The organism is Corallococcus macrosporus DSM 14697 (genome assembly GCF_002305895.1).
GTDB classification, from domain to species: domain Bacteria; phylum Myxococcota; class Myxococcia; order Myxococcales; family Myxococcaceae; genus Myxococcus; species Myxococcus macrosporus.
The window spans coordinates 7,252,262-7,272,638 of sequence record NZ_CP022203.1 but is presented as its reverse complement, the minus strand read 5'-3'; the positions used below and the strand labels follow the sequence as shown (position 1 = coordinate 7,272,638).

Genomic DNA, 20,377 nt, shown 5'->3' with positions numbered 1-20,377 from the left:
GGCCGCCGAGTGTAGGCTGCCCTGCACCTTTCCACGAAAGGAGCCCCGCCCTTCGCGGGGATTCGACGACGCATGCGCCACGTCCTCACCGCCGCGCTCCTGCTTGCGAGCGCCTCGTCCTTCGCCCAGGAGCAGAAGCCCCTGACCATGTCCAAGACGCAGCGGTCGCAAGACCCCTTCCTGCGCCAGTTCTCGGAGACGCGCCGCTTCATGAGCGGCCGGCCCGGCGGCGTGCGCATCACCCCCGACGAGAAGAGCGTGCTCTTCCTCCGCACCCAGCCCACGTCCAACGTGCAGACGCTCTACGCGTTCGACGTGGAGAGCGGACAGACGCGCGAGCTGCTCACGCCCGAGGCCATCCTCAAGGGCGCCGAGGAGACCCTCACGCCGGAGGAGAAGGCCCGCCGTGAGCGCATGCGCGTCAGCGCCCGGGGCTTCACCAGCTTCCAGGTGTCCGAGGACGGCAACCGCCTGCTGGTGCCGCTGTCCGGCCGCCTCTACGTGGTGGAGCGCGCCGGCAACAAGGTGACGGAGCTGAAGACGGGCCCCGGCACGTTGGACCCGCGCTTCTCCCCGGACGGCAAGCAGGTGGCGTACGTGCGGGAGCACGACGTGTACCGCATCGACGTGGCGGCCAACCGCGAGCGGCGCGTCACCAAGGGCGGCACCGAGGCGAAGTCGCACGGCGTGGCCGAGTTCGTCGCCCAGGAGGAGATGGGCCGCTTCACCGGCTACTGGTGGAGCCCGGACGCGAAGTCCATCGCGTACACGGAGGCGGACACGACGGAGGTGGAGAAGCTCACCATCGTCGACGTGATGCACCCCGAGCGCGGCGGCGAGGACTTCGCGTACCCGCGCCCCGGCAAGGCCAACGCCAAGGTGCGCCTGGGGATTACGCCCGTCACGGGCGGGCGCACCGTGTGGGCGCAGTGGGACGCGGCGAAGTACCCGTACCTGGCCACCGTGCGGTGGCCCGAGCGCGGCCCGCTCACCGTGCTGGTGCAGAACCGGGAGCAGACGGAGCAGAAGCTGCTCGCGGTGGACCCGCGCACGGGCAAGTCGCGGGAGCTGCTGACGGAGACGGACAGCGCCTGGCTCAACCTGGAGCAGGCCTTCCCGCTGTGGCTGGACGATGGCAGCGGCTTCCTCTGGTACACCGAGCGCAACGGCGGCCCGGAGGTGGAGCTGCGCAAGGCGGACGGCTCGCTGGCGCGCAGCCTGGTGAAGCCGGACGCGGGCTTCCGCTCGCTGGCGCGCTACGTCCAGGAGAGCGGCACGCTCTACTTCAACGGCGGCCCCAACCCCACGCAGAGCCACCTGTGGCGCGTGAAGGACGGCGGCGCCCCGGAGAAGGTGACGGCGGGCGGTGACATCGAGTCGGGCGCGGTGTCCAAGCGCGGCGCGCTGGTGGTGATGAACGCCCATGGCCTCAAGTCCATGCCCAAGACGCTGGTGGTGCGCGGTGACGGCACCCGCGTGGGCGAGCTGCCCTCGGTGGCCAAGGAGCCGCCCTACACGCCCAACGTGGAGCTGCGGCAGGTGGGCCCGCGGCGCTTCTGGACCTCGCTGGTGCGCCCGCGCGACTTCAAGCCCGGCAAGAAGCTGCCCGTCATCGTGGAGGTGTACGGCGGCCCCACCACCACCGTGGTCCACCAGAGCATGGCCGCGCACCTGATGTCGCAGTGGGTGGCGGACCAGGGCTTCCTCGTCGTGAAGATTGACGGCCGCGGCACCCCGCTGCGCGGCGCGAAGTGGGAGCGCGAGGTGAAGGGCGACTTCGCCGGCGTCACCATCGAAGACCAGGCGGACGCCATCAAGGAGCTGGCCAAGGTCGTCCCGGAGCTTGACTTGAACCGCGTGGGCATCTCCGGCTGGAGCTTCGGCGGGTACATGGCCGCCCTGGGCGTGCTCAAGCGCCCGGACATCTTCAAGGCCGGCGTGGCCGGCGCGCCGGTGGTGGACTGGCTGGACTACGACACCCACTACACCGAGCGCTACCTGGGCGTGCCGCAGCAGCGCCCGGAGGCCTACGAGAAGAGCTCGCTGCTGACGTACGCGCAGCAGGACAAGCCCATGGGCAAGCTGCTGCTCATCCACGGCACCGCGGACGACAACGTGTACTTCTTCCACACGCTGAAGCTGAGCGACGCGCTCTTCCGCGCCGGCAAGCCGCACGACCTGCTGCCGCTCAGCGGCCTGACGCACATGGTGCCCGACCCGCTCGTCACCGAGCGCCAGTGGGAGCGCGTCATGGACCACTTCAAGCGCCACCTGTAGGCCGCGAGCGGCCCTCCGGGGCCCTGAAGAAACCAGAGGCCCGGTCCCCCTGATGGTGGGGCCGGGCCTCTTTTCATCGGCCAGTCCGGACGGAGTGGCTGACGGACGCGTTAGCCGGCGGCGCGGACGTTCTGCGCCTGCAGGCCCTTGGGACCACGGGTGACTTCGAACTCCACCTTCTGGCCCTCGGCCAGGGTGCGGAAGCCGTCCATGTTGATGGCGGTGTGGTGGCAGAACACGTCCTCACCACCGCCGTCCTGGGTGATGAAGCCAAAGCCCTTCGCGTCGTTGAACCACTTCACGGTACCGGTTGCCATTGCGCTTCCTTCAGTCTTGCGGGGCGGCGCGAGGAGAGCCGCCCGTTCTTCCCGCCCCCCGACAACCGGGAGACACTCCCAGTTGTAGTGAAACGGCCGGCTGGAAGTCCAGCCGGCCGCCAGGAATGCAAGGCTTGCCCGGAGCGCGGGCCTGACGTCAGACGTCCAGGAGCAGGCGCTCCGGGTCCTCGATGCACTCCTTCACGCGCACCAGGAACTGCACCGCCTCGCGGCCGTCCACCAGGCGGTGGTCGTAGGTGAGGGCGATGTACATGATGGGCCGGATGACGACCTGGCCGTCGCGGGCCACGGGGCGCTCGACGATGTTGTGCATGCCCAGGATGCCCGTCTGCGGCGGGTTCAGGATGGGCGTGGACAGCATGGAGCCGAAGATGCCGCCGTTGGTGATGGTGAAGGTGCCACCCTGCAGGTCGGACAGGGCCAGCTTGTCGTTGCGCGCCTTGCTGCCCAGCTCGCCCACGGACTTCTCCAGGTCCGCCAGGCCCTGCTTGTCCGCGTTGCGCACCACCGGCACCACCAGACCGCGGCTGCCGCTCACGGCCACGCCGATGTCGTAGTAGTGCTTGAAGATGACGTCCTCGCCGTCAATCTCCGCGTTGATCTGCGGGAAGGCCTTGAGGGCCTCGACGGAGGCGCGGATGAAGAAGCTCATGAAGCCGAGCTTCACGCCGTGCTTCTGCTGGAACTTCTCGTTGTACTTCTTGCGCAGGGCCATCACCTCGCCCATGTCCACCTCGTTGAAGGTGGTGAGCATGGCGGCGGTGGACTGGGCCTGGATGAGGCGCTCGGCCACGCGCTTGCGCAGCGGCGTCATCCGCACGCGCTCCTCACGGGCGGCGTTCGGACGGGGGCCGGCGGGCTGGGCCGGGGCGGCGGGCGCGGCCGGGCGGTTGAGCTGACCCAGCACGTCGTCCTTGTGCACGCGGCCACCGGCGCCGCTGCCCTTCACCTGGGAGATGTCCACCCGGTTCTCCTCGGCCACCTTGCGAGCGGTGGGCGTGGAGCGCGCGTCGGACGCCGCGGGCGCCTCGGCGGCGGGGGCGGGCGCGGCGGCAGGCGCCGGAGCGGCGGCGGGCTTCGCGGCGGGAGCGCCGGCGCCCGCCTCGATGAGGCCGAGCACCTCGCCCACGCGGACCTTGTCGCCCTCCTTGAAGGCGATGCTGGACAGCGCGCCCGCGGACGGGGCCGGCACGTCGATGGTGACCTTGTCGGTCTCCAGGACGACGAGCGGCTCGTCGGCGGTGACGGCGTCACCCTGCTTCTTGTTCCACTTGCCGACGACGGCTTCGGTGATGGATTCGCCCAGGGGGGGCACTTTGATTTCAACGGCCATTCTTGGTCCCTCGGAGGATGGCTTCCTCGATGATGAGCTGCTGCTCGTATTCGTGCGTCTTGGGGAAGCCCGTGGCGGGGCTGGCGGCTTCGGCGCGACCGATGTAGCCGATCTTCACCTGCTGCTTCGACTGCGTGGAGGCCAGGTCGTGCAGGCGGGGGAACATGAAGTGCCACGCGCCGGCGTTGCGCGGCTCCTCCTGCACCCACAGCAGCTCCGCGAGCTTCGGCATCTTCGCGATGAGCCCCGCCAGCACGTCCGAGGCGAACGGGTAGAGCTGCTCCAGCCGGACGATGGCGATGCTGTCGTCCTTGCGCTCGTCCCGCGCCTTCACCAGGTCGTAGTACACCTTGCCGCTGCACAGCAGCAGCCGCGTCACGCCCGCCGGGTCCACCCGGTCCAGGATGACTTCCTGGAAGGTGCCCGTGGCCAGCTCGTCCACCTTGCTGGTGGCCTCCGGCCGGCGCAGCAGGCTCTTGGGCGACATGATGACCAGCGGCTTGCGCACCGGGCGCAGCACCTGGCGGCGCAGCAGGTGGAAGATCTGCGCGGGCGTGGTGGGGTAGCAGACCTGGATGTTGTCCTCGGCGCACAGGTCCAGGAAGCGCTCCAGGCGCGCGCTGGAGTGCTCCGGGCCCTGGCCTTCATAGCCGTGCGGCAGCAGCAGGGTGAGGCCGCTCAGGCGGCGCCACTTGCTCTCACCGGCGGCGATGAACTGGTCGATGATGATCTGCGCGCCGTTGGCGAAGTCACCGAACTGGCCTTCCCAGGCCGTCAGGCCGTCCGGCACGTCCAGGCTGTAGCCGTACTCGAAGCCGAGCACGCCCATCTCCGACAGCGGGCTGTTGTAGACGTGGAAGCCGTTCTTCCCCTTGCCGCTGACGAACTGGCGCAGCGGGACGAACTTCTCGCCCGTCTTCACGTCGTGCAGCACCGCGTGGCGGTGGCTGAAGGTGCCGCGCTCGCTGTCCTGGCCGGTGATGCGGATGTTGTAGCCCTCGGAGAGCAGCGTGGCGTAGGCCAGCGACTCGCCCTCGCTCCACTGCAGCTCGCCGCTGTCCAGCATGCCCAGGCGCTTCTTGATGACGGTGCGCTCCACGTCGCGGTGGACGTTGAAGCCCTCCGGCAGCGTGGACAGCTTGCGCAGCGCATCGCAGAGCACCTGCTTGTCCACCGCGGTGGACACGTTCGGCGCGCTCTTCAGCGCGCCGCCCTGGTAGGGCTTCCACAGGCCTTCCAGCGCGCTGGGCTCCTTGAACTGGCTCTCCTGGCGCGCGCGGGTCAGCGCCGCGTCGAACTCCCGCTGGCACTTCTGCTTGATGGCCTCCGACTCCTCGGCCGGAATCTTGCCCTGCGCCGCCAGCTTCGCCGCGTAGAGCGTGCGCACCGTCGGGTGCTTGCGGATGATGTCGTACATCGCCGGCTGCGTGAACGAGGGCTCGTCACCCTCGTTGTGGCCGTAGCGGCGGTAGCAGACCAGGTCGATGACCACGTCCGTCTTGAACGTCTGGCGGTACTCGGCCACCAGCTTCGCCACGTGGACGCAGGCCTCCGGGTCATCTCCATTCACGTGGAAGATGGGGATGTCCAGCATCTGCGCGATGGCGGTGGAGTAGAGGGACGAGCGCGAGTCGTGCGGGTCGGTGGTGAAGCCGACCTGGTTGTTGATGACGACGTGGACCGTGCCGCCCGTGGTGTAGCCCTTGAGGCCGGACAGGTTGAGCGTCTCCGGCACCACGCCCTGGCCGATGAAGGCCGCGTCGCCGTGGATGAGCAGCGGCATCACGCCGACGCGCTCGGTGTCCCCGCCGCGGTCCTGCTTGGCGCGCACGCGGCCCTCCACCACCGGGTCCACCGCCTCCAGGTGGCTGGGGTTGAAGGCCAGCGACAGGTGCAGCTTCTTGCCCTGGCGCGTGGTGTGGTCCGACGAGAAGCCCATGTGGTACTTCACGTCGCCGCGGCCCAGGTAGGCCTGCGGGTTGCGGGGACCGTCGAACTCGCTGAAGATCTGATCCGGCTTCTTGCCCAGGATGTTCGTCAGCACGTTGAGGCGGCCGCGGTGGGCCATGCCGATGACGATCTCCTTCAGGCCCATGCCGGTGGCCACCTCGCCCAGCGCGTCCAGCATGGGGATGAGGGACTCGCCGCCGTCCAGGCTGAAGCGCTTGGCGCCCACGTACTTCGTGTGCAGGAAGTGCTCGAAGCCCTCCGCGTAGGACAGCTTGGTGAGGATGTGCCGGCACTCCTCCACGGAGAAGTCGGTGCGGTTCTCCGCGAACTCCATCCGGTGCATCAGCCAGCGGCGGCGCTGGCTGTCGAGCATGTGCATGTACTCGACGCCGATGGTGTCCGTGTACGTGCGGCGCAGGCGCGCCAGCAGGTCCGAAAGGCGCACGCGCTGGTCGCCGAACACGCCGTTGGTCTCCACCAGGTGCTCGCCCTCGGCCTCCGTGAAGTGGCTGTCATCCACCAGGCCCACGTCCGCCACGTGCTCCAGCGCCGGGCGCGGCCGGCCGAGCGGATCCAGCTTCGCGCGCAGGTGGCCGCGCAGGCGGAAGGCGAAGATGACGTGGTCCACGCGCGCCTGCAGCGCGATGTCGTGGGTGGCCTGCGCGGACGCGGCCACCGGGGCCTGCGCCGCCGCGGCCTGCGCCTTGGGCGCGGCGCCCTTTCCGTTGGGCTTGCCCGCCGAGGGAGCCGGGGCCGGCTCCAGCAGCTTCGTGCTGAAGATGGGTCGGCCGGCGCCGTTGCTGCGGTCGAAGACCTCGCGCCAGCTCGCATCCACGCTGGCGGGGTCCTCCAGGTATCGGGCGTAGAGGCCCTCGATGAAGTCGATGTTGGCGCCGGAAAGGAACGTGTCCTGGAAATTCGCCATGGCGGTGTCGTCTTTTACTGGATGGGCGCCCCGTTGGGGGGTTTTCGCAGCAACTTTTGTAGCGCCCGCACGCTGGCCGATAAGCCGCACCCCTTGCCGCGGAGCAGGTGGATTCATGCCGGGGGTGAGCGCAACTTCATCCGTTCCGCCTGGCAGGAATGGTAGAGAGCGCGTTTCCTCACTTTCCTCTTCTCGCAACGAGGCCGTCTCATGCTGCTCCAAGGCAAGAAGCTGCTCATCACCGGGGTGCTGACGCCCCAGTCCCTGGCCTACGGCATCGCCGAGCACGCGCTGGCACAGGGGGCCGAGGTGCTCCTCACCGGCTTCGGCCGGGCCAGGTCCCTCACCGAGCGGAGCGCCAGGCGCCTCAAGCCGGGGCTGGACGTGTTGGAGCTGGACGTCACCAACCCCGCCCACTTCCCGGCGCTGACGGACGCGCTCCGCCAGCGCTGGGACCGGGTGGACGGTGTGTTGCATTCCATCGCCTTCGCGCCCGAAGATGCTTTGGGTGGCAACTTCCTCAACACGCCCTGGGAGAGCGTCCAGACGGCGTTCCGCATCTCCGCGTTCTCGCTGAAGGAGCTGTCGGTGGCGTGCCTGCCGCTGATGACGCAGGGGGGCTCCATCGTCACGCTGGACTTCGACAACCGCGTCGCCTGGCCCATCTACGACTGGATGGGCGTGTGCAAGGCGGCCCTGGAGGCCACGGTGCGCTACCTGGCGCGGGATCTGGGCCCCAGGGGCATCCGGGTGAACGCCCTGGCCGCCGGCCCCCTGTCCACCATCGCCGCCAAGGGAATCCCGGGATTCAAGGCCCTGGAGCGCGGCTGGGGCACCCAGGCGCCCCTGGGCTGGAGCGCCAAGGACAGCCACGACCTGGTGGCCCGCACCGCGTGTGCCCTGCTGTCGGACTGGCTGCCCTCCACCACGGGCGAAATGATCCACGTGGACGGTGGCTACCACGCCATTGGCGCCCCCCCGGTGACGCCCGACGCGGACGAGCTGCCGCCCAAGCCGGCCGGCGAGTAGCCCCCACCCCCGGGAGCATCTTGACCCAGGGGGCCGCCCTCCGAGGTCATCCGACACCTGCCTGCCCGGAAGGATGCCGGGCCGGACCGCCCCCAGTTCTCACGTGAGAGCCCTCACGGTAGAGTCGTGAACGTTTCGCAGGGCTCCCCGCGCGTCGCGGGGCCTGCGCAGGAGCCGCCGCACAGTGAGCACCCACAGCACCAACGTCTTGCTGGTGGACGACAGCCCGACGGTCCGCAACATCGTCAAGATCTACCTGATGAACCTCAAGGTCTCGACCGTCGAGGCCGACGATGCGACCCGGGGCCTGCAGATTCTCCGGCTGGTGCCGGTGAGCCTGGTCATCGAGGACATCAACATGCCGGGCATGGACGGCATCACCTTCGTGAAGGAGGTGCGGGCCAGCGCGATGCCGCAGGTCCGCTCGGTGCCCATCCTGCTGCTGACGGCGGAGAAGAACGTGGACCTGCGTCAGCGCGGTACCGAGGCCGGCGCCAACGCCTTCATCCAGAAGCCGGTGTCCCACCACGAGCTGACGGAAACGGTCCGCCAGTTCCTCACCAAGGCTTGAGACTCCCGTGAGCCTGCCGTCCCTGCTGCTCGTCGACGACAGCGACGCGATTCTCGCGCTGGAGCGGGCCATCCTCTCCGGCCACTACACCATCCACACCGCCAGCAACGGCCGCGAGGCCCTGGAGAAGGTGGGGCGCCTGCGTCCGGCGGCGGTGTTGCTTGATTTGTCCATGCCGGAGATGGACGGCGATGAGGTCCTCCAGCGGATGAAGGCGGACCCGGCCACGGCCGACATCCCCGTCATCATCATCTCCTCGGAGAAGTCCCGCGCGGAGGCCTGCCTGGGCCTGGGCGCGGAGGCGTTCCTGGCCAAGCCGTTCCGCGCGGACGAGCTGCTGCAGACGGTGGGCGAGGCCATGGCGAGCGCGCGGCAGCGGGCGCGCACGGGCTCGCTGCTGGTGCTGCGCGTGACGGTGGGCGAGCTGGAGTTCGCCATCCCCCTGGACGCGGTGCGGGAGGTGCTGCTGCATCCGGCGACCCGGCCGCTGCCCACCGGGCCCGTGTACCTGCGCGAATACGTGGAGGTGCGGGGCGCGGCGCTGTGCGTGCTGGACGTGGCGCGCCGGCTGGGCGTGGAGCACAAGCTGTCGCGCGTGGAGCGCATGCTCGTCGTCATCGAGGCGGAGGGCGTGTCGCTGGCGCTGGCCGTGGACGCGGTGAAGGACCCGGAGGAGTACGCGGCGGCGGACATCGACCGGCGCGAGCGCGTGGGCGGCGCCGAACATGGCCCGCTGCGCGAGGGGCTCATCGGCATGCTGAAGGTGGGGGGGCGCTCGCTGCCCATCCTGGACCCGCGGGTGTTCGTCTCGCGGGGGCTCCTGCGGGAGCTGCCCGCCATGCTCGAGGCCGCGGAGGCCGGGCGGGACGCATGAGCGGAGCGCTCGACCCGCGGCTGCTCGCCCGCGCGCGGGAGGTGGTGGCCAGCATCACGGGGTTTCGCAATGACGCCATCGCCGCCGAGGCGGTGGAGCGCGTGCTGCGCGCGGAGCTGGGCCGTGGGCGCGGCCCCGCGGACCTCCTGGGGGAGCTGCTGCACCCCGTCTCCCACCTGGGCACCGCGCTGGTGAAGGCCATCCTGGTGGGGGAGACGTACTTCTTCCGCCACCCGGAGCACTTCCGCTTCATCTCCCATGAGGCGGTGCCCGCGGCGCTCCAGCGGGGCGCCCTGGCCCTGCGGGGCTGGAGCGCGGGCTGCGCGTCCGGCGAGGAGGCGTATTCGCTGGCCGCGTGCCTCCAGGCGTCGGTGCCCCACGGCTTCCCGGTGGAGGTGCTGGGCACGGACCTCCACGAGGCCAGCCTGGAGTCGGCGCGCCGCGCCACCTACGGGACGTGGTCCCGCCGCGAGTCCGCGCCGCGCCTGTTCCCGCTCTATTCGGAGACGGGCGAGCGCGAGGTCACCATCCTCCCGCCCGTCCGTCGCATCACCACCTTCGCCCAGGCGAACCTGCTGGCGCCGCTGCCCGAGCGCTTCGGCCGCTTCGACTTCATCCTCTGCCGCAACGTGCTGACCTACTTCACCCCCGCCGCGCGTGACGCGGCCATCTCCCTCCTGTCGCGCACGCTCAACCCCGGCGGCTGGCTGTTCCTGGGCGCCGTGGAGGTGGACCGCGTCCCCGCGGGCATGGTCCGCGAGGGGCCGCCGGAGCTGCAGGCCTTCCGCCTCCTCACGCCGGAGGAGCTGCACGCGCGCGAGGCCGCCGCGTCCCGCGCCGCCGCCCGCGCCTGGCCGGTGGCCGCCGCGCCGCCGCGCCGTCCGCTGACGCCGCTGCTACCCGTCCCCGCGCGGGAGGAGGCCGTGGCGCCTCCGCCGCCGCCCACGCGGCTGCACCTGAACGCGCTGGAGCGCATCGAGGAAGGTGACGAGGTGGGCGCGTCCTCCGTGCTGGAGGCCCTGGTCCGCCAGGCGCCGGACTACCTGCCGGGGCTGCTGGAGCTGGCCCTGCTGCGGGAGCGCTCCGGGGCGCGGGAGGGCGCGGTGCCGCTGATGCGGGCCCTGCGCTCGCGCGCTGAGCGGCTTCCACCCGACCAGCTCGTGGAGGGGCCGGAGGCCCTGCCCGCGCGCTTCTACCAGGCGTCCGCTGACGCCTACCTCAACCAGGGGGCGCTCGAATGAAGGTCACTCCGCGGACGTTGGAAGAGTCCCAGGAGGCCGAGGCGCGTGAGCTGCTGGAGCGGCGCGCGGCCCGCCTGAGGGAGCAGGGCGAGAACACCGTCGAGGAGGCGGTGCACTGGATCGCCGAGTTCCCCCTGGGCGAGGAGCGCTACGCGCTCTCCCTGGAGTCGCTGCGCGCCGCGCTGCCGCTGAAGATGGTGTCGCCGGTGCCGCTGTCCTCGCCGCACGTCGTGGGCGTGCTGCGCTTCCAGGGCCAGGTGCTGGCGGCGCTCAGCCTGGCGTCGCTGCTGGGCGGCCACGGCTGGCGGCAGGACCCGGCGGTGCTGCTGGTGGTGGACCGCGGGGACGGCGAGCTGTGCGCGCTGGACTGCGAGGCCATCCCCCGGCCCACCACGCTGCCCATGAGCGCGGTGGAGGCCGCGCGGGTGCGCGCGGAGGGCGCGGTGATGGAAGTCTTCACGCAGGACCGGCAGCTCATCCACCTCATCGACCTGAAGCGGCTGTTCTCCGCCACGCGCGGCACGGGAGCCCGTCATGCCCGTTGATCCGATGCTGCAGGGGCTCGTCGCGGGCTTCGCCGTCGAGGCCCAGGAGGTCGTCCAGAAGGTCACCATGGACCTGCTGGAGCTGGAGCGCGAGGGCCTGGAGACGGACGCCCTCACGAAGCTCTACGTCCGGCTGGGCCGTCACCTGCACACGCTCAAGGGCAGCGCCGCCTCGCTGGGCATGCAGGACCTGAGCGACATCGCCCACAAGCTGGAGGACGCGCTCGCCCCGCTGAAGGCCCACCCGCAGAAGATGCCCCGGCCCGTGGTGGACGTGCTCCTCCACGGCCTGGACCTCTTCCTGCTGCGCGCGCAGGCCCACGCGGATGGGCGCGGGGACGCGCTGCCGGACCCGGCGGCCGCCCTGGCGCAGCTCGTGGCGGACGCGCCGCCGCCCGAGGAGGCCGCGGCCATGGTCGGCGCCTCCGGAGGCCCGGCCGCCGCCGCGCCGGCCGCCGCCGCGCCCCAGCCCCCCGCGGAGCCCGTGTCCGTGCCGGACACCCTGCCGGAGTCCTCGGACGCGGGCTGGCGGGTGTCGTCGTGGCAGGTGACGGCGCTGATGCGCGAGGTGGAGCGCCTGCGCGAGGTGCGCCTGCGCGTGGAGGAGCGGGGCCGCGAGCTGGAGCGGGTGGCCCAGCTGCTGGCGAAGCAGGGGCTGCTGGCGGAGACGGCGGAGGCGCGCACGGCGCTGTCCGGCACCGCGCGCTCGCTGCGCACCGACGGCGAGGAGACGAGCGACATCGTCGACGCGCTGGAGGACGGCCTCAAGGCCATCACCACGCGCCCGGTGCGCACCATCCTGGACCCGCTCCAGCGCATGGTGCGGGACCTGTCCCGCCAGCTTGGCAAGGAGGCCCGGCTGTCGGTGGTGGGCGCGGAGGTGTCGCTGGACCGGCGCCTGCTGGAGAAGCTCCAGGGCGCGCTGGTGCACCTGCTCCGCAACGCGGTGGACCACGGCCTGGAGCTGCCGGCGGACCGCGAGCGCGCGGGCAAGCACCACGAGGGCGCGCTCACGCTGCGCGTGGAGCAGCAGGGCAACCTGCTCTACCTGGAGGCGTCCGACGACGGCGCGGGCATCGACGTGGAGTCGGTGCGCCGGGTGGCCGAGCAGCGCGGCGTCGTCACCGCGGAGGAGACGGCGCGCTACAACGAGAACCAGCTCCGCGACCTCATCTTCCGGCCCGGCTTCAGCACCCGCGCGGACGTGACGGACACGTCCGGCCGGGGCGTGGGCCTGGACGCGGTGCGCGCGTCGGTGGAGGGGCTGCAGGGACGCATCGAGGTGGCGAGCACGCCGGGGCAGGGCACGCGCTTCATGCTCACGCTGCCCACGGACCTGGGCAGCTCGCCGGTGCTGGTGGTGCGCGTGCTGGAGCAGCTCGTGGGCCTGCCGATGCTGGCGGTGGAGGCCACGCAGCTGGCGCGCGCGGAGTCGCTGCGCCTGGGCAAGCGCCGGGCGCACCTGGAGTACCAGGGGCAGCTCCTGTCGGTGGTGGACCTGGGGGCGCGGCTGGGCCTGCGCGCCCTGGCGCCGCCAACCGAGGGGCAGCCGCTGCTGATTGTCCAGAGTGGTGGCAAGCGCGTGGCGCTGGTGGTGGACGCGGTGGTGGGGGACCGTGATTTGGTCATCCGCCCGCTGCCGTCGGAGGTGCGGGACGTGCCGGCCTGGCAGGGCGCGGCCACGCTCAGCCGCGGCGAGCTGCTGCTCATCTGCCGTCCGGACTGGCTGGTGACGGAGACGGCGCAGGTGCAGGTGACGGCGCAGCGGCGCGCGCTGGTGGTGGACGACTCGCTCACCGCGCGGGCGCTGCACCGGGCCATGCTGGAGGCGGGCGGCTTCACGGTGCACCTGGCGGCCAGCGGGGCGCGGGCCCTGGACCGGCTCGCCACGGACACCTACGACGTCGTCATCTGCGACCTGGACATGGAGGAGATGGACGGCACGCAGCTCATCGCGAAGCTGCGCGAGCGCCCGGAGACGGCGTCGCTGCCCGTCATCCTCGTCTCCGCGCATGACAGCGCGGTGGCGCGCGAGCGGGGCCTGGAGGCGGGCGCGGACGGCTACCTCAGCAAGCGCGAGTGCGCCGCGGGCCGGCTGCTGGCGGAGGTGCTGGACGTGATGAGCCGCCGCGGGAGTCGCGCGTGAGCATCAAGCGGCCCATCCGGGTCCTCGTGGTGGACGACTCGCCCACCATGGCCAACATGCTGACGGCCCTCCTCACGGAGGAGCCGCGCATCGAGGTCGTGGGCCGCGCGGGCGACGGCAACCGCGCCGTGCAGCTCGCGCGGCTCCTGCGCCCCGACGTCATCACCATGGACCTGCTGCTGCCCGGGCTGGATGGGCCGGGGGCCATCGCGGCCATCATGGCCCAGTCCCCCGCGCGCATCCTCGTGGTGAGCGCGGTGGCGGAGCAGCGCGGCGTGGACCTGGGCTTCCAGGCGATGAGCGCCGGCGCGCTGGAGCTCATCGGCAAGCCCAACGTGACGAACGCGGAGGAGCTGCGCCGCTGGGGCAAGGAGCTGGCGCACTCGGTGTGCCTCATGGCGGAGGTGCCGGTCATCTCCCGCCGGGCGCGCGCCACCGCGGCCCCGCCGCCGCCCACCGGCGCGCGGGTGGACATCTTCGGTGTGGTGGCCTCCACGGGCGGGCCGCCCGCGCTGGCGGAGGTGCTGTCCAAGCTGCCCCGCTCGCTGCCGGTGCCGCTGCTCGTGGCCCAGCACATCACCGTGGGCTTCACCCAGGGCATGGTGCGCTGGCTGTCCCAGGTGACGCCGCTGCCGGTGTCCATCGCCAAGGACGGCGAGCGGCTGGAGCCGGGCCACGTGTACTTCCCGCTGGACGGGAACGACCTGCTGGTGGACGCGGCCGGGCTGGCGCGGCTGCAGCCCAGCCGGGGCGGGCCGTGCCCCAGCGGAGACGTGATGCTGGCGTCGCTGGCCGCCGCCTTCGGCCGGCGCAGCGGCGGCGTGGTCCTCACCGGCATGGGCGAGGACGGCGCGCGGGGCCTGCTCGCCATCCGCAAGGCGGGCGGCGTCACCTACTCCCAGGACGAGGCGTCCTCGGTCGTCTTCGGCATGCCGCGCGCCGCCATTGAAGTGAAGGCCACCGACCAGGGCGTGCCCCTGTCCTCGCTGCCGGAGCTCATCCTGCAGAGCTGTACCTTCGCCCCCTTCCGAAGCGGGCGCCCGGATGGAGGTCCCGCCCGGTGAGCCCCAATCCCTGTGTCACCTGCCCGCTCCCCCGCGGGTGCCGTCCTGACGTCGTTTCCCCGGCGGTGATTCCGTGAGCCTCCCGCAACAGTCCTTCGCCACCCAGTTGTCGCAGCAGTTCCGCCAGTCGTTGGGGCTGGCGCCCAAGTTCGTGCTCGTCACGGCGCTCATCAGCGCGACGGCGGCCACGCTGCTCACCGGCGTCGCCACGCGGCGGCTGGAGAGCGACCTGGCCGACAGCTACCTGGGCGCCGGGCGGCACGTGGCCCGGGGCCTGGCGGTGGCGGCGGAGCAGGGCGTGGCGACGGGGGCCAGCGCGCTCCAGCCCATGCTGGACGCCAGCGTGGGCCACTCCGACCTGGCCTATGCCTTCATCCAGGACTCAGCCGGCAACGTGGTGGCCCACACCTTCCCGGACGGCTTCCCGGACGCGCTGAAGGAGGCGGTGGCCACCGCGGGCGCGGGCGCGGTGCTGGAGGCGGACGCCGGGGGACGCCGCCTGCGCGCCATGGACGTGGTGGCGCCGGTGGCCGGCGGCCGCCTGGGCGCGGTGCACGTGGGCGTGTCCTGGGACCACATCGACGGGCTGGTGTCCGCGCTGCGCGTGCGCATGGTGGGCTTCGCGGCGCTGCTGGTGGCCCTGGGCGTGGCGGTGTCCGCGCTGTTCGGCCGCAGCATCGTCGGGCCGCTGAAGAGCCTGACGGAGGTGGCCGGCCACATCGTGGAGTCCGGCGACCTCACCCGCCCCATCCAGGTGAAGAGCGGGGACGAGGTGGGCCGGCTGGCCAGCTCCTTCTCGCAGATGGTGGCGCGGCTGCGCGAGGTGACGGTGAACCTCCAGCAGGCGGCCGTGGCCCTCACCCAGTCCACCGAGCACCTCAACGCCTCCTCCACGGAGCAGGCGCAGACCATCTCCCGGCAGGCCGCGGCGCTGCAGGAGACGCAGGTGACGGCGCAGGAAATCAAGCAGACCTCCATGCTGGCCGCGCAGAAGGCGGAGAGCGTGCTGTCGGTGGCCGAGCGCGCCGACACGCTGGCCAAGTCCGGCGAGGCCTCGATTGAGCTCACCATGGCGGGGCTCAACGACATCCGCGCCCAGGTGGGGGAGATTGCACAGAAAATCGTCGAGCTGGGCGAGCGCACGCAGCAGATTGGCGGCATCACCCAGACGGTGAAGGACCTGGCGGACCAGTCCAACATGCTGGCGCTCAACGCCGCCATCGAGTCCGTCCGCTCCGGCGAGCACGGCAAGGGCTTTGGCGTGGTGGCGCGTGAAATCCGCGCCCTGGCGGACCAGTCCATCGAAGCCACCACGCGCGTGCGCGAGCTGCTGGACGACATCGCCAACCAGGTGACGGTGGCGGTGCGAATCACGGAGCGCGGCGCCGAGCGCATGGAGTCGGGCCTGGCCCAGGTGCGCACCAGCGGGCAGAACCTCCGCGAGCTGTCGTCCATCGTCCAGGACAACGCCGCCGCCGTCCGGCAGATTGCCGCCGCCGTCAGCCAGCAGAACGTGGGCATCAACCAAATCACGCTGGCGGTGAATGACCTGTCCAAGATGATGGACGAGACGGTGGCCCGCATCGGCTCCACCGGCGAGGCCGCCACCACGCTGCAAATCATCTCCGAGCAGCTCTCCAGCGCGGTGAAGAGCTACCGCGTGGAGTAGCGCGGCCCGCTGGAAAGACGAAGGCCCCGGCTCCCTGGCGTAGGGGACCGGGGCCTCGTCATGTCCGCGGCCAGCGCGGGCAGGGCTATGCGACTTCGGCGGTGGCGGGCTCGGTGCGCAGCTTGAGGCTGTCGCCGTCCACGTCGTAGTAGGCGGTGCCGCCGTCCTTGAGGTCGCCGAAGAGGAGGGCCTGGGCGAGCGGCTTCTTCAGCGAGTTGTCCACCAGCCGGGCCATGGGCCGGGCGCCGAAGGCCGGGTCATAGCCGTGCTCGGCCAGCCACGCGCGGGCGGCGGGCGTCAGCGACAGCTTCACCTTCTTCTCGTCCAGCATCTTCTGGAGCAGGCGCACCTCCTTGTCCACCACCTTGAGGATGACCTCGGGTGGCAGGCCGGAGAAGAGAATCCACCCGTCCAGGCGGTTGCGGAACTCCGGCGTGAAGGTGCGCTCAATCGCCTTCTTCGCGCGGGTGGCGTCCGCCGGCTTCGCGAGGTCACCGAAGCCAATGGCCTTGGTGCTCATCTCCTGGGCGCCCGCGTTGGTGGTGAGGATGAGGACGATGTTGCGGAAGTCGGCCTTGCGGCCGTTGTTGTCCGTCAGCGTCGCGTGGTCCATCACCTGGAGCAGGATGTTGAAGAGGTCCGGGTGGGCCTTCTCGATTTCATCCAGCACCACGACGGCGTAGGGGTGCTTGCGCACGGCGTCCGTGAGCAGGCCGCCCTGGTCGAAGCCGACGTAGCCCGGCGGCGCGCCGATGAGCCGGCTCACGGTGTGCTTCTCCGAGTACTCGCTCATGTCATAGCGCAGGAACTCCACGCCCAGCGACTGCGCGAGCTGCTTGGCCAGCTCCGTCTTGCCCACGCCCGTGGGGCCGGAGAAGAGGAACGAGCCAATGGGCTTCTCCGGCGCGCGCAGGCCGGAGCGGGCCAGCATGATGGCGCTGACCAGGTCCTTGATGGCCGAGTCCTGCCCGAAGATGACGCCCTGGAGGTCCTTCTCCAGATTCTGCAGCTGCACGCCCTCGCTGGCGGACACGCTCTTGGCGGGGATGCGCGCCATCTTCGCGACGACGGCCTCCACGTCCGCGCCGGTGACGGTGCCGGAGCGCTGGCCCTCCGGCTTGAGCCGCTCGGCCGAGCCCGTCTCGTCGATGACGTCGATGGCCTTGTCCGGCAGGAACCGGTCATTGATGTGCTTGGCGGACAGCTCCGCCGCGGCGCGGATGGCCTCGGGCTGGTACTTCACCCCGTGGTGCTCCTCGTAGCGGCTCTTCAGCCCCTCCAGGATGAGGACGGTGTCCTCGATGGAGGGCTCGCCCACCTCAATCTTCTGGAAGCGGCGGGACAGGGCGCGGTCTCGCTCGAAGGCGGACTTGTACTCCTGGTACGTCGTGGAGCCGATGCAGCGCAGCCGCCCGCTGGCCAGCGCGGGTTTGAGCAGGTTGGAGGCGTCCATGGAGCCGCCGCTGGTGGCGCCGGCCCCGACGATGGTGTGGATTTCGTCGATGAAGAGGACGGCGTTCGGCTGCTCCTTCAGGGCCTTGAGCACGCCCTTGAGCCGCTCCTCGAACTGGCCGCGGAACTTGGTGCCCGCCAGCAGCGCGCCCATGTCCAGTGAGTAGACGACGGCGTCCTTCAGCACCTCCGGCACGCGGCCTTCGTGGATGTGCAGCGCCAGCCCTTCCGCGATGGCCGTCTTGCCCACGCCCGCCTCGCCCACGTAGAGCGGGTTGTTCTTCCGGCGGCGGCAGAGCACCTGGATGGTGCGCTCCAGCTCCTTCTCGCGGCCGATGAGCGGGTCGATGCGCCCCTCCCTGGCCTCGATGTTGAGCTGCACCGTGTAGGCCTCCAGCGGGCTCTTCTTGGAGGACTCGCCCTCGTCGTCGTCGCCCGCGGGGGCGGCGTGGCCGGCGCCCTCCTCGCCCTCACCCTCGCCGTCCTTGGTGACGCCGTGGGAGATGTAGTTGAGGAGGTCCAGCCGGGTGACGCCCTCCTGCTGGAGCAGGTAGAGCGCGTGGCTCTCGTCCTCGCGGAAGAGGGCCACCAGCACGTCCCCGCCGTCAATGAGCTTCTGCTCGGCGGACAGCGCGTGCATGGCGGCGCGGTGGAGCACCCGCTCCACGCCAATGGTCTGCTGCGGCTCGGCGTCCACGCCCTCGGGCAGGCGCTCGACCGTCTCCTCCAGGAAGGAGACCAGGCGCTCCTGGAGTTGTGACACGTTGGCGCCGCACCCCTTCAGGATTTCGCGGGTGCGTGAATCCCTGGTGAGCGCCAGGAGCAGGTGTTCCAGCGTCAGGTACTCGTGGCGCATCTTCCGCGCCTCGTCCAGGGCGGTGCGGAAGCTGGCCTGCAACTCTTTGGCAATCAGCGGTCCTGCCACGTTTCAACCTTCCTCGGGTTCCATGGAGAGCCGCAGCGGCATGTCGTTCTCCTGCGCCGCGGCCTCCACCGTCTGAATCTTCGTTTCGGCGACGTCGTACGTATAGACGCCGGCCACCCCGACACCGTTGTAATGAACGTGCAGCATGATCTGCACGGCATCCGTCTCCGACTTGTGGAAGACCTCCTTGAGCACGGCCACGACGAACTCGCGGGTCGTGTAGTTGTCGTTGTGCAGGAGCACCTTGTAGAGCGGCGGCTTCTTGAGCTTCTGCTTGGGGGCGGTCTCCGTGATGACGGAGGTATCGTGCTCATGCTTCTGCGCCATAAGTCGTTCGGACTCCCTTGCTGAACGGACGGGGGATTTTCACTCCCCCTCCTTGAAACCAGTCTCCGCCCGCCACTGGGGCAGGCCCCCCTCGACGGCTGCCCGCTCGTGGGCCAGGAAGCCGCGCACGGCCCTGTCCATGCCCGGGTGGAGGAGCAGGTGCGCACTGTACGTGAGGCGCGGCTCGAAGCCCCGGGTGAGCTTGTGCTCCCCGCCCGCGCCCGGCTCGAAGCGCTCCAGGCCGGAGGCGATGCCCTCCGTGACGGGGTGGTACAGGCAGACGTTGAAGTGAAGGAAGGGATGCTCCTCGAAGCAGCCCCAGTAACGGCCATACAGAACGTTGGCACCAGTGAAGTTGAACGCACCGGCCACCAGCCGGCCTTCCCGGCGGGCCTCCACCCACTCGCAGCGGTGGCGGAAGCGGGCGAGCAGCCGGGCGAAGAAGTCCGGGGTGAGGAAGCGCTGGCCCCACGGGTACTTGTCCACCGTGGCGGCGTACAGGCGGTAGACGGTGTCCGGGTCCACGTTGGCCAGGGCCTCCCCCCGCAGGGTGCGGACGGAGATGCCTTGCTCGGACAGGGCCCGCAGCTCCCGGCGGAGCTGGTGGCGGCGCCTGGCGTGGAAGCGGGCGAGGAAGTCCTCCAGCGTCCGGTAGCCCCGGTTGCGCCAGTGGTACTGCACGCCCAGCCGCACGGCGAAGCCCTGGGCCTCCAGGACGGGCAGCTCCTCTTCGGTGGGGAAGAGGACGTGGACGCCGGACAGGCGCTCGGCGCGGGCGAACTCCTGGGCGGCGGCGTGCAGCTCCGCCTCGCGCGCGGCGCGGTCCTCGCCCGGGGCCACCAGCACGCGGCGCCCGGTGGCGGGGGTGAAGGGGACCGCGAGGACGAGCTTCGGGTAGTAGCGCAGGCCGGCGCGCTCGGCGGCGGTGGCCCAGGGGCTGTCGAAGACGAACTCGCCGTCGCTGTCGTCCTTGAGATAGGCGGGCGCGGCGGCCACCAGGCGCGAGCCGCGCCAGAGCGTCAGGTGGCGGGGGTGCCAGCCCCGCTCCGGCGCCGCGCAGCCGCTCTCCTCCAGCGCGGCGAGGAAGGTCCACTCCAGGAACGGCGTGGCCCGGGCGTCCACCAGCGCGTCCCACGTGGCGCGGGGGAGCTCGGTGAGGGAGCGCAGGATGCGCAGCGTGGTGGGGAGCGGGGTGGACATCGTCGGAGCCTGGGCCAGGGCGAGCCTATAACGATGCGTACCCGCTGCTGCCACGGCTGTCCGGGCGCTACTTCCCGCGGGTCAGCTCCGCGGCGAGGAAGCGTCCGGCTTCCGCCAGTCCTTCCGCCCCCCGGCGGCGTCCCTCGTCCGATTCCATGACCCGCCGCGCGGCGTCCCCCGCGGTGCCCACCTCCAGGTCCACCAGGATGAAGAAGGCGCTGAGCGCCGGGCTCATGGGGGCCATGCGCCCCGGCCGCAGGGGCCGCTCACTCAAGGTGGTGGCCACCTTCTCCACCAGCCCGTCATCGGTGAGCCGCTTCGCCTTGCCGCGCATGGCGTCCCACGCGGCCTCCAGCAGCGAGGGCAGCATCCGCCCCGAGAGCGCGCTGGACAGCCGCTGCGCCGCTTCTTCCTCGTCGATGTGGTGCGCCTGCGCGTAGGTGGGCATGAGCTTCGCCACCACCACGGCGCGGGTGGCGAGGTGGGCGAGTCTGGGCGGGTAGGGCACGCG

General features: G+C 71.1%; 16 protein-coding genes. 9 read left to right on the top strand and 7 right to left on the bottom strand.

Going from position 1 to position 20,377, the window contains the following annotated elements:
* The first annotated feature begins 72 nt into the window (after window positions 1-72).
* The gene (locus tag MYMAC_RS29315) at window positions 73-2,277 is read left to right on the top strand and encodes a S9 family peptidase (protein ID WP_095960467.1); all 2,205 of its coding nucleotides are present in this window, start codon (window positions 73-75) and stop codon (window positions 2,275-2,277) included.
* Between the two features lie 110 nt (window positions 2,278-2,387).
* Here MYMAC_RS29315 and MYMAC_RS29310 read toward each other — a convergent pair whose 3' ends face one another.
* From MYMAC_RS29310 to MYMAC_RS29300, 3 genes are all read right to left on the bottom strand, one after another.
* Window positions 2,388-2,594: a cold-shock protein gene (locus tag MYMAC_RS29310; RefSeq protein WP_011555986.1), complete on the bottom strand. Its 207-nt coding sequence runs from the start codon at window positions 2,592-2,594 to the stop codon at window positions 2,388-2,390.
* Window positions 2,595-2,751: 157 nt separating this feature from the next.
* Window positions 2,752-3,948 carry a 2-oxoglutarate dehydrogenase complex dihydrolipoyllysine-residue succinyltransferase gene (gene odhB, locus MYMAC_RS29305; RefSeq protein WP_095960466.1) on the bottom strand — a complete coding sequence of 399 codons (1,197 nt, stop codon included), beginning with the start codon at window positions 3,946-3,948 and terminating at the stop codon, window positions 2,752-2,754.
* Window positions 3,938-6,823, bottom strand: a complete 2,886-nt coding sequence (locus MYMAC_RS29300; RefSeq protein WP_095960465.1) for a 2-oxoglutarate dehydrogenase E1 component — start codon at window positions 6,821-6,823, stop codon at window positions 3,938-3,940. Before MYMAC_RS29300 ends, odhB begins: the two co-directional genes overlap by 11 nt.
* A 210-nt stretch (window positions 6,824-7,033) precedes the next feature.
* Here MYMAC_RS29300 and fabI point away from each other — a divergent pair, with 210 nt between their 5' ends.
* The 8 genes from fabI (at window position 7,034) to MYMAC_RS29260 (ending at window position 15,962) form a co-directional block, all read left to right on the top strand.
* Window positions 7,034-7,852, top strand: coding sequence for an enoyl-ACP reductase FabI (fabI, locus tag MYMAC_RS29295; RefSeq protein WP_095960464.1), 819 nt, complete (start codon window positions 7,034-7,036; stop codon window positions 7,850-7,852).
* A 184-nt stretch (window positions 7,853-8,036) separates the two neighbouring features.
* A complete protein-coding gene (locus MYMAC_RS29290) occupies window positions 8,037-8,423 on the top strand; it encodes a response regulator (protein WP_095960463.1) in 387 nt (128 codons plus the stop codon).
* A 7-nt stretch (window positions 8,424-8,430) separates the two neighbouring features.
* Window positions 8,431-9,297, top strand: coding sequence for a response regulator (locus tag MYMAC_RS29285; RefSeq protein WP_013938280.1), 867 nt, complete (start codon window positions 8,431-8,433; stop codon window positions 9,295-9,297).
* Window positions 9,294-10,538, top strand: a complete 1,245-nt coding sequence (locus MYMAC_RS29280) for a CheR family methyltransferase (RefSeq protein ID WP_095960462.1) — start codon at window positions 9,294-9,296, stop codon at window positions 10,536-10,538. The genes MYMAC_RS29285 and MYMAC_RS29280 overlap by 4 nt, the downstream gene beginning before the upstream one ends.
* The gene (locus tag MYMAC_RS29275) at window positions 10,535-11,083 is read left to right on the top strand and encodes a chemotaxis protein CheW (protein WP_013938282.1); all 549 of its coding nucleotides are present in this window, start codon (window positions 10,535-10,537) and stop codon (window positions 11,081-11,083) included. The genes MYMAC_RS29280 and MYMAC_RS29275 overlap by 4 nt, the downstream gene beginning before the upstream one ends.
* Entirely contained in the window at window positions 11,073-13,229 is a 2,157-nt protein-coding gene (locus MYMAC_RS29270) for a hybrid sensor histidine kinase/response regulator (RefSeq protein WP_095960461.1), read from the top strand. The genes MYMAC_RS29275 and MYMAC_RS29270 overlap by 11 nt, the downstream gene beginning before the upstream one ends.
* Window positions 13,226-14,293, top strand: coding sequence for a chemotaxis protein CheB (locus tag MYMAC_RS29265; protein WP_095960460.1), 1,068 nt, complete (start codon window positions 13,226-13,228; stop codon window positions 14,291-14,293). The genes MYMAC_RS29270 and MYMAC_RS29265 overlap by 4 nt, the downstream gene beginning before the upstream one ends.
* Before the next feature lie 73 nt (window positions 14,294-14,366).
* Window positions 14,367-15,962, top strand: coding sequence for a methyl-accepting chemotaxis protein (locus tag MYMAC_RS29260; RefSeq protein WP_013938285.1), 1,596 nt, complete (start codon window positions 14,367-14,369; stop codon window positions 15,960-15,962).
* Window positions 15,963-16,047: 85 nt separating this feature from the next.
* Here MYMAC_RS29260 and clpA read toward each other — a convergent pair whose 3' ends face one another.
* The 4 genes from clpA to MYMAC_RS29240 form a co-directional block, all read right to left on the bottom strand.
* Window positions 16,048-18,339 (bottom strand): ATP-dependent Clp protease ATP-binding subunit ClpA, encoded by a 2,292-nt coding sequence (gene clpA / locus MYMAC_RS29255; protein WP_095960459.1) that lies wholly within the window; start codon window positions 18,337-18,339, stop codon window positions 16,048-16,050.
* A 3-nt stretch (window positions 18,340-18,342) separates the two neighbouring features.
* Window positions 18,343-18,666, bottom strand: coding sequence for an ATP-dependent Clp protease adaptor ClpS (locus tag MYMAC_RS29250; RefSeq protein WP_013938287.1), 324 nt, complete (start codon window positions 18,664-18,666; stop codon window positions 18,343-18,345).
* A gap of 39 nt (window positions 18,667-18,705) precedes the next feature.
* Entirely contained in the window at window positions 18,706-19,866 is a 1,161-nt protein-coding gene (locus MYMAC_RS29245; protein WP_095960458.1) for a GNAT family N-acetyltransferase, read from the bottom strand.
* Window positions 19,867-19,933: 67 nt separating this feature from the next.
* Complete coding sequence (locus tag MYMAC_RS29240) at window positions 19,934-20,374, bottom strand: hypothetical protein (RefSeq protein WP_013938289.1); 441 nt, start codon at window positions 20,372-20,374, stop codon at window positions 19,934-19,936.
* Window positions 20,375-20,377 lie beyond the last annotated feature (3 nt).

Excerpts from the sequence above, each read along its gene's own strand:
- MYMAC_RS29315 (WP_095960467.1), top strand. The coding sequence starts at position 73 with ATGCGCCACGTCCTCACCGCCGCGCTCCTGCTTGCGAGCGCCTCGTCC.
- MYMAC_RS29310 (WP_011555986.1), bottom strand. The coding sequence starts at position 2,594 with ATGGCAACCGGTACCGTGAAGTGGTTCAACGACGCGAAGGGCTTTGGC.
- odhB (WP_095960466.1), bottom strand. The coding sequence starts at position 3,948 with ATGGCCGTTGAAATCAAAGTGCCCCCCCTGGGCGAATCCATCACCGAA.
- MYMAC_RS29300 (WP_095960465.1), bottom strand. The coding sequence starts at position 6,823 with ATGGCGAATTTCCAGGACACGTTCCTTTCCGGCGCCAACATCGACTTC.
- fabI (WP_095960464.1), top strand. The coding sequence starts at position 7,034 with ATGCTGCTCCAAGGCAAGAAGCTGCTCATCACCGGGGTGCTGACGCCC.
- MYMAC_RS29280 (WP_095960462.1), top strand. The coding sequence starts at position 9,294 with ATGAGCGGAGCGCTCGACCCGCGGCTGCTCGCCCGCGCGCGGGAGGTG.
- MYMAC_RS29275 (WP_013938282.1), top strand. The coding sequence starts at position 10,535 with ATGAAGGTCACTCCGCGGACGTTGGAAGAGTCCCAGGAGGCCGAGGCG.
- MYMAC_RS29270 (WP_095960461.1), top strand. The coding sequence starts at position 11,073 with ATGCCCGTTGATCCGATGCTGCAGGGGCTCGTCGCGGGCTTCGCCGTC.
- MYMAC_RS29250 (WP_013938287.1), bottom strand. The coding sequence starts at position 18,666 with ATGGCGCAGAAGCATGAGCACGATACCTCCGTCATCACGGAGACCGCC.
- MYMAC_RS29245 (WP_095960458.1), bottom strand. The coding sequence starts at position 19,866 with ATGTCCACCCCGCTCCCCACCACGCTGCGCATCCTGCGCTCCCTCACC.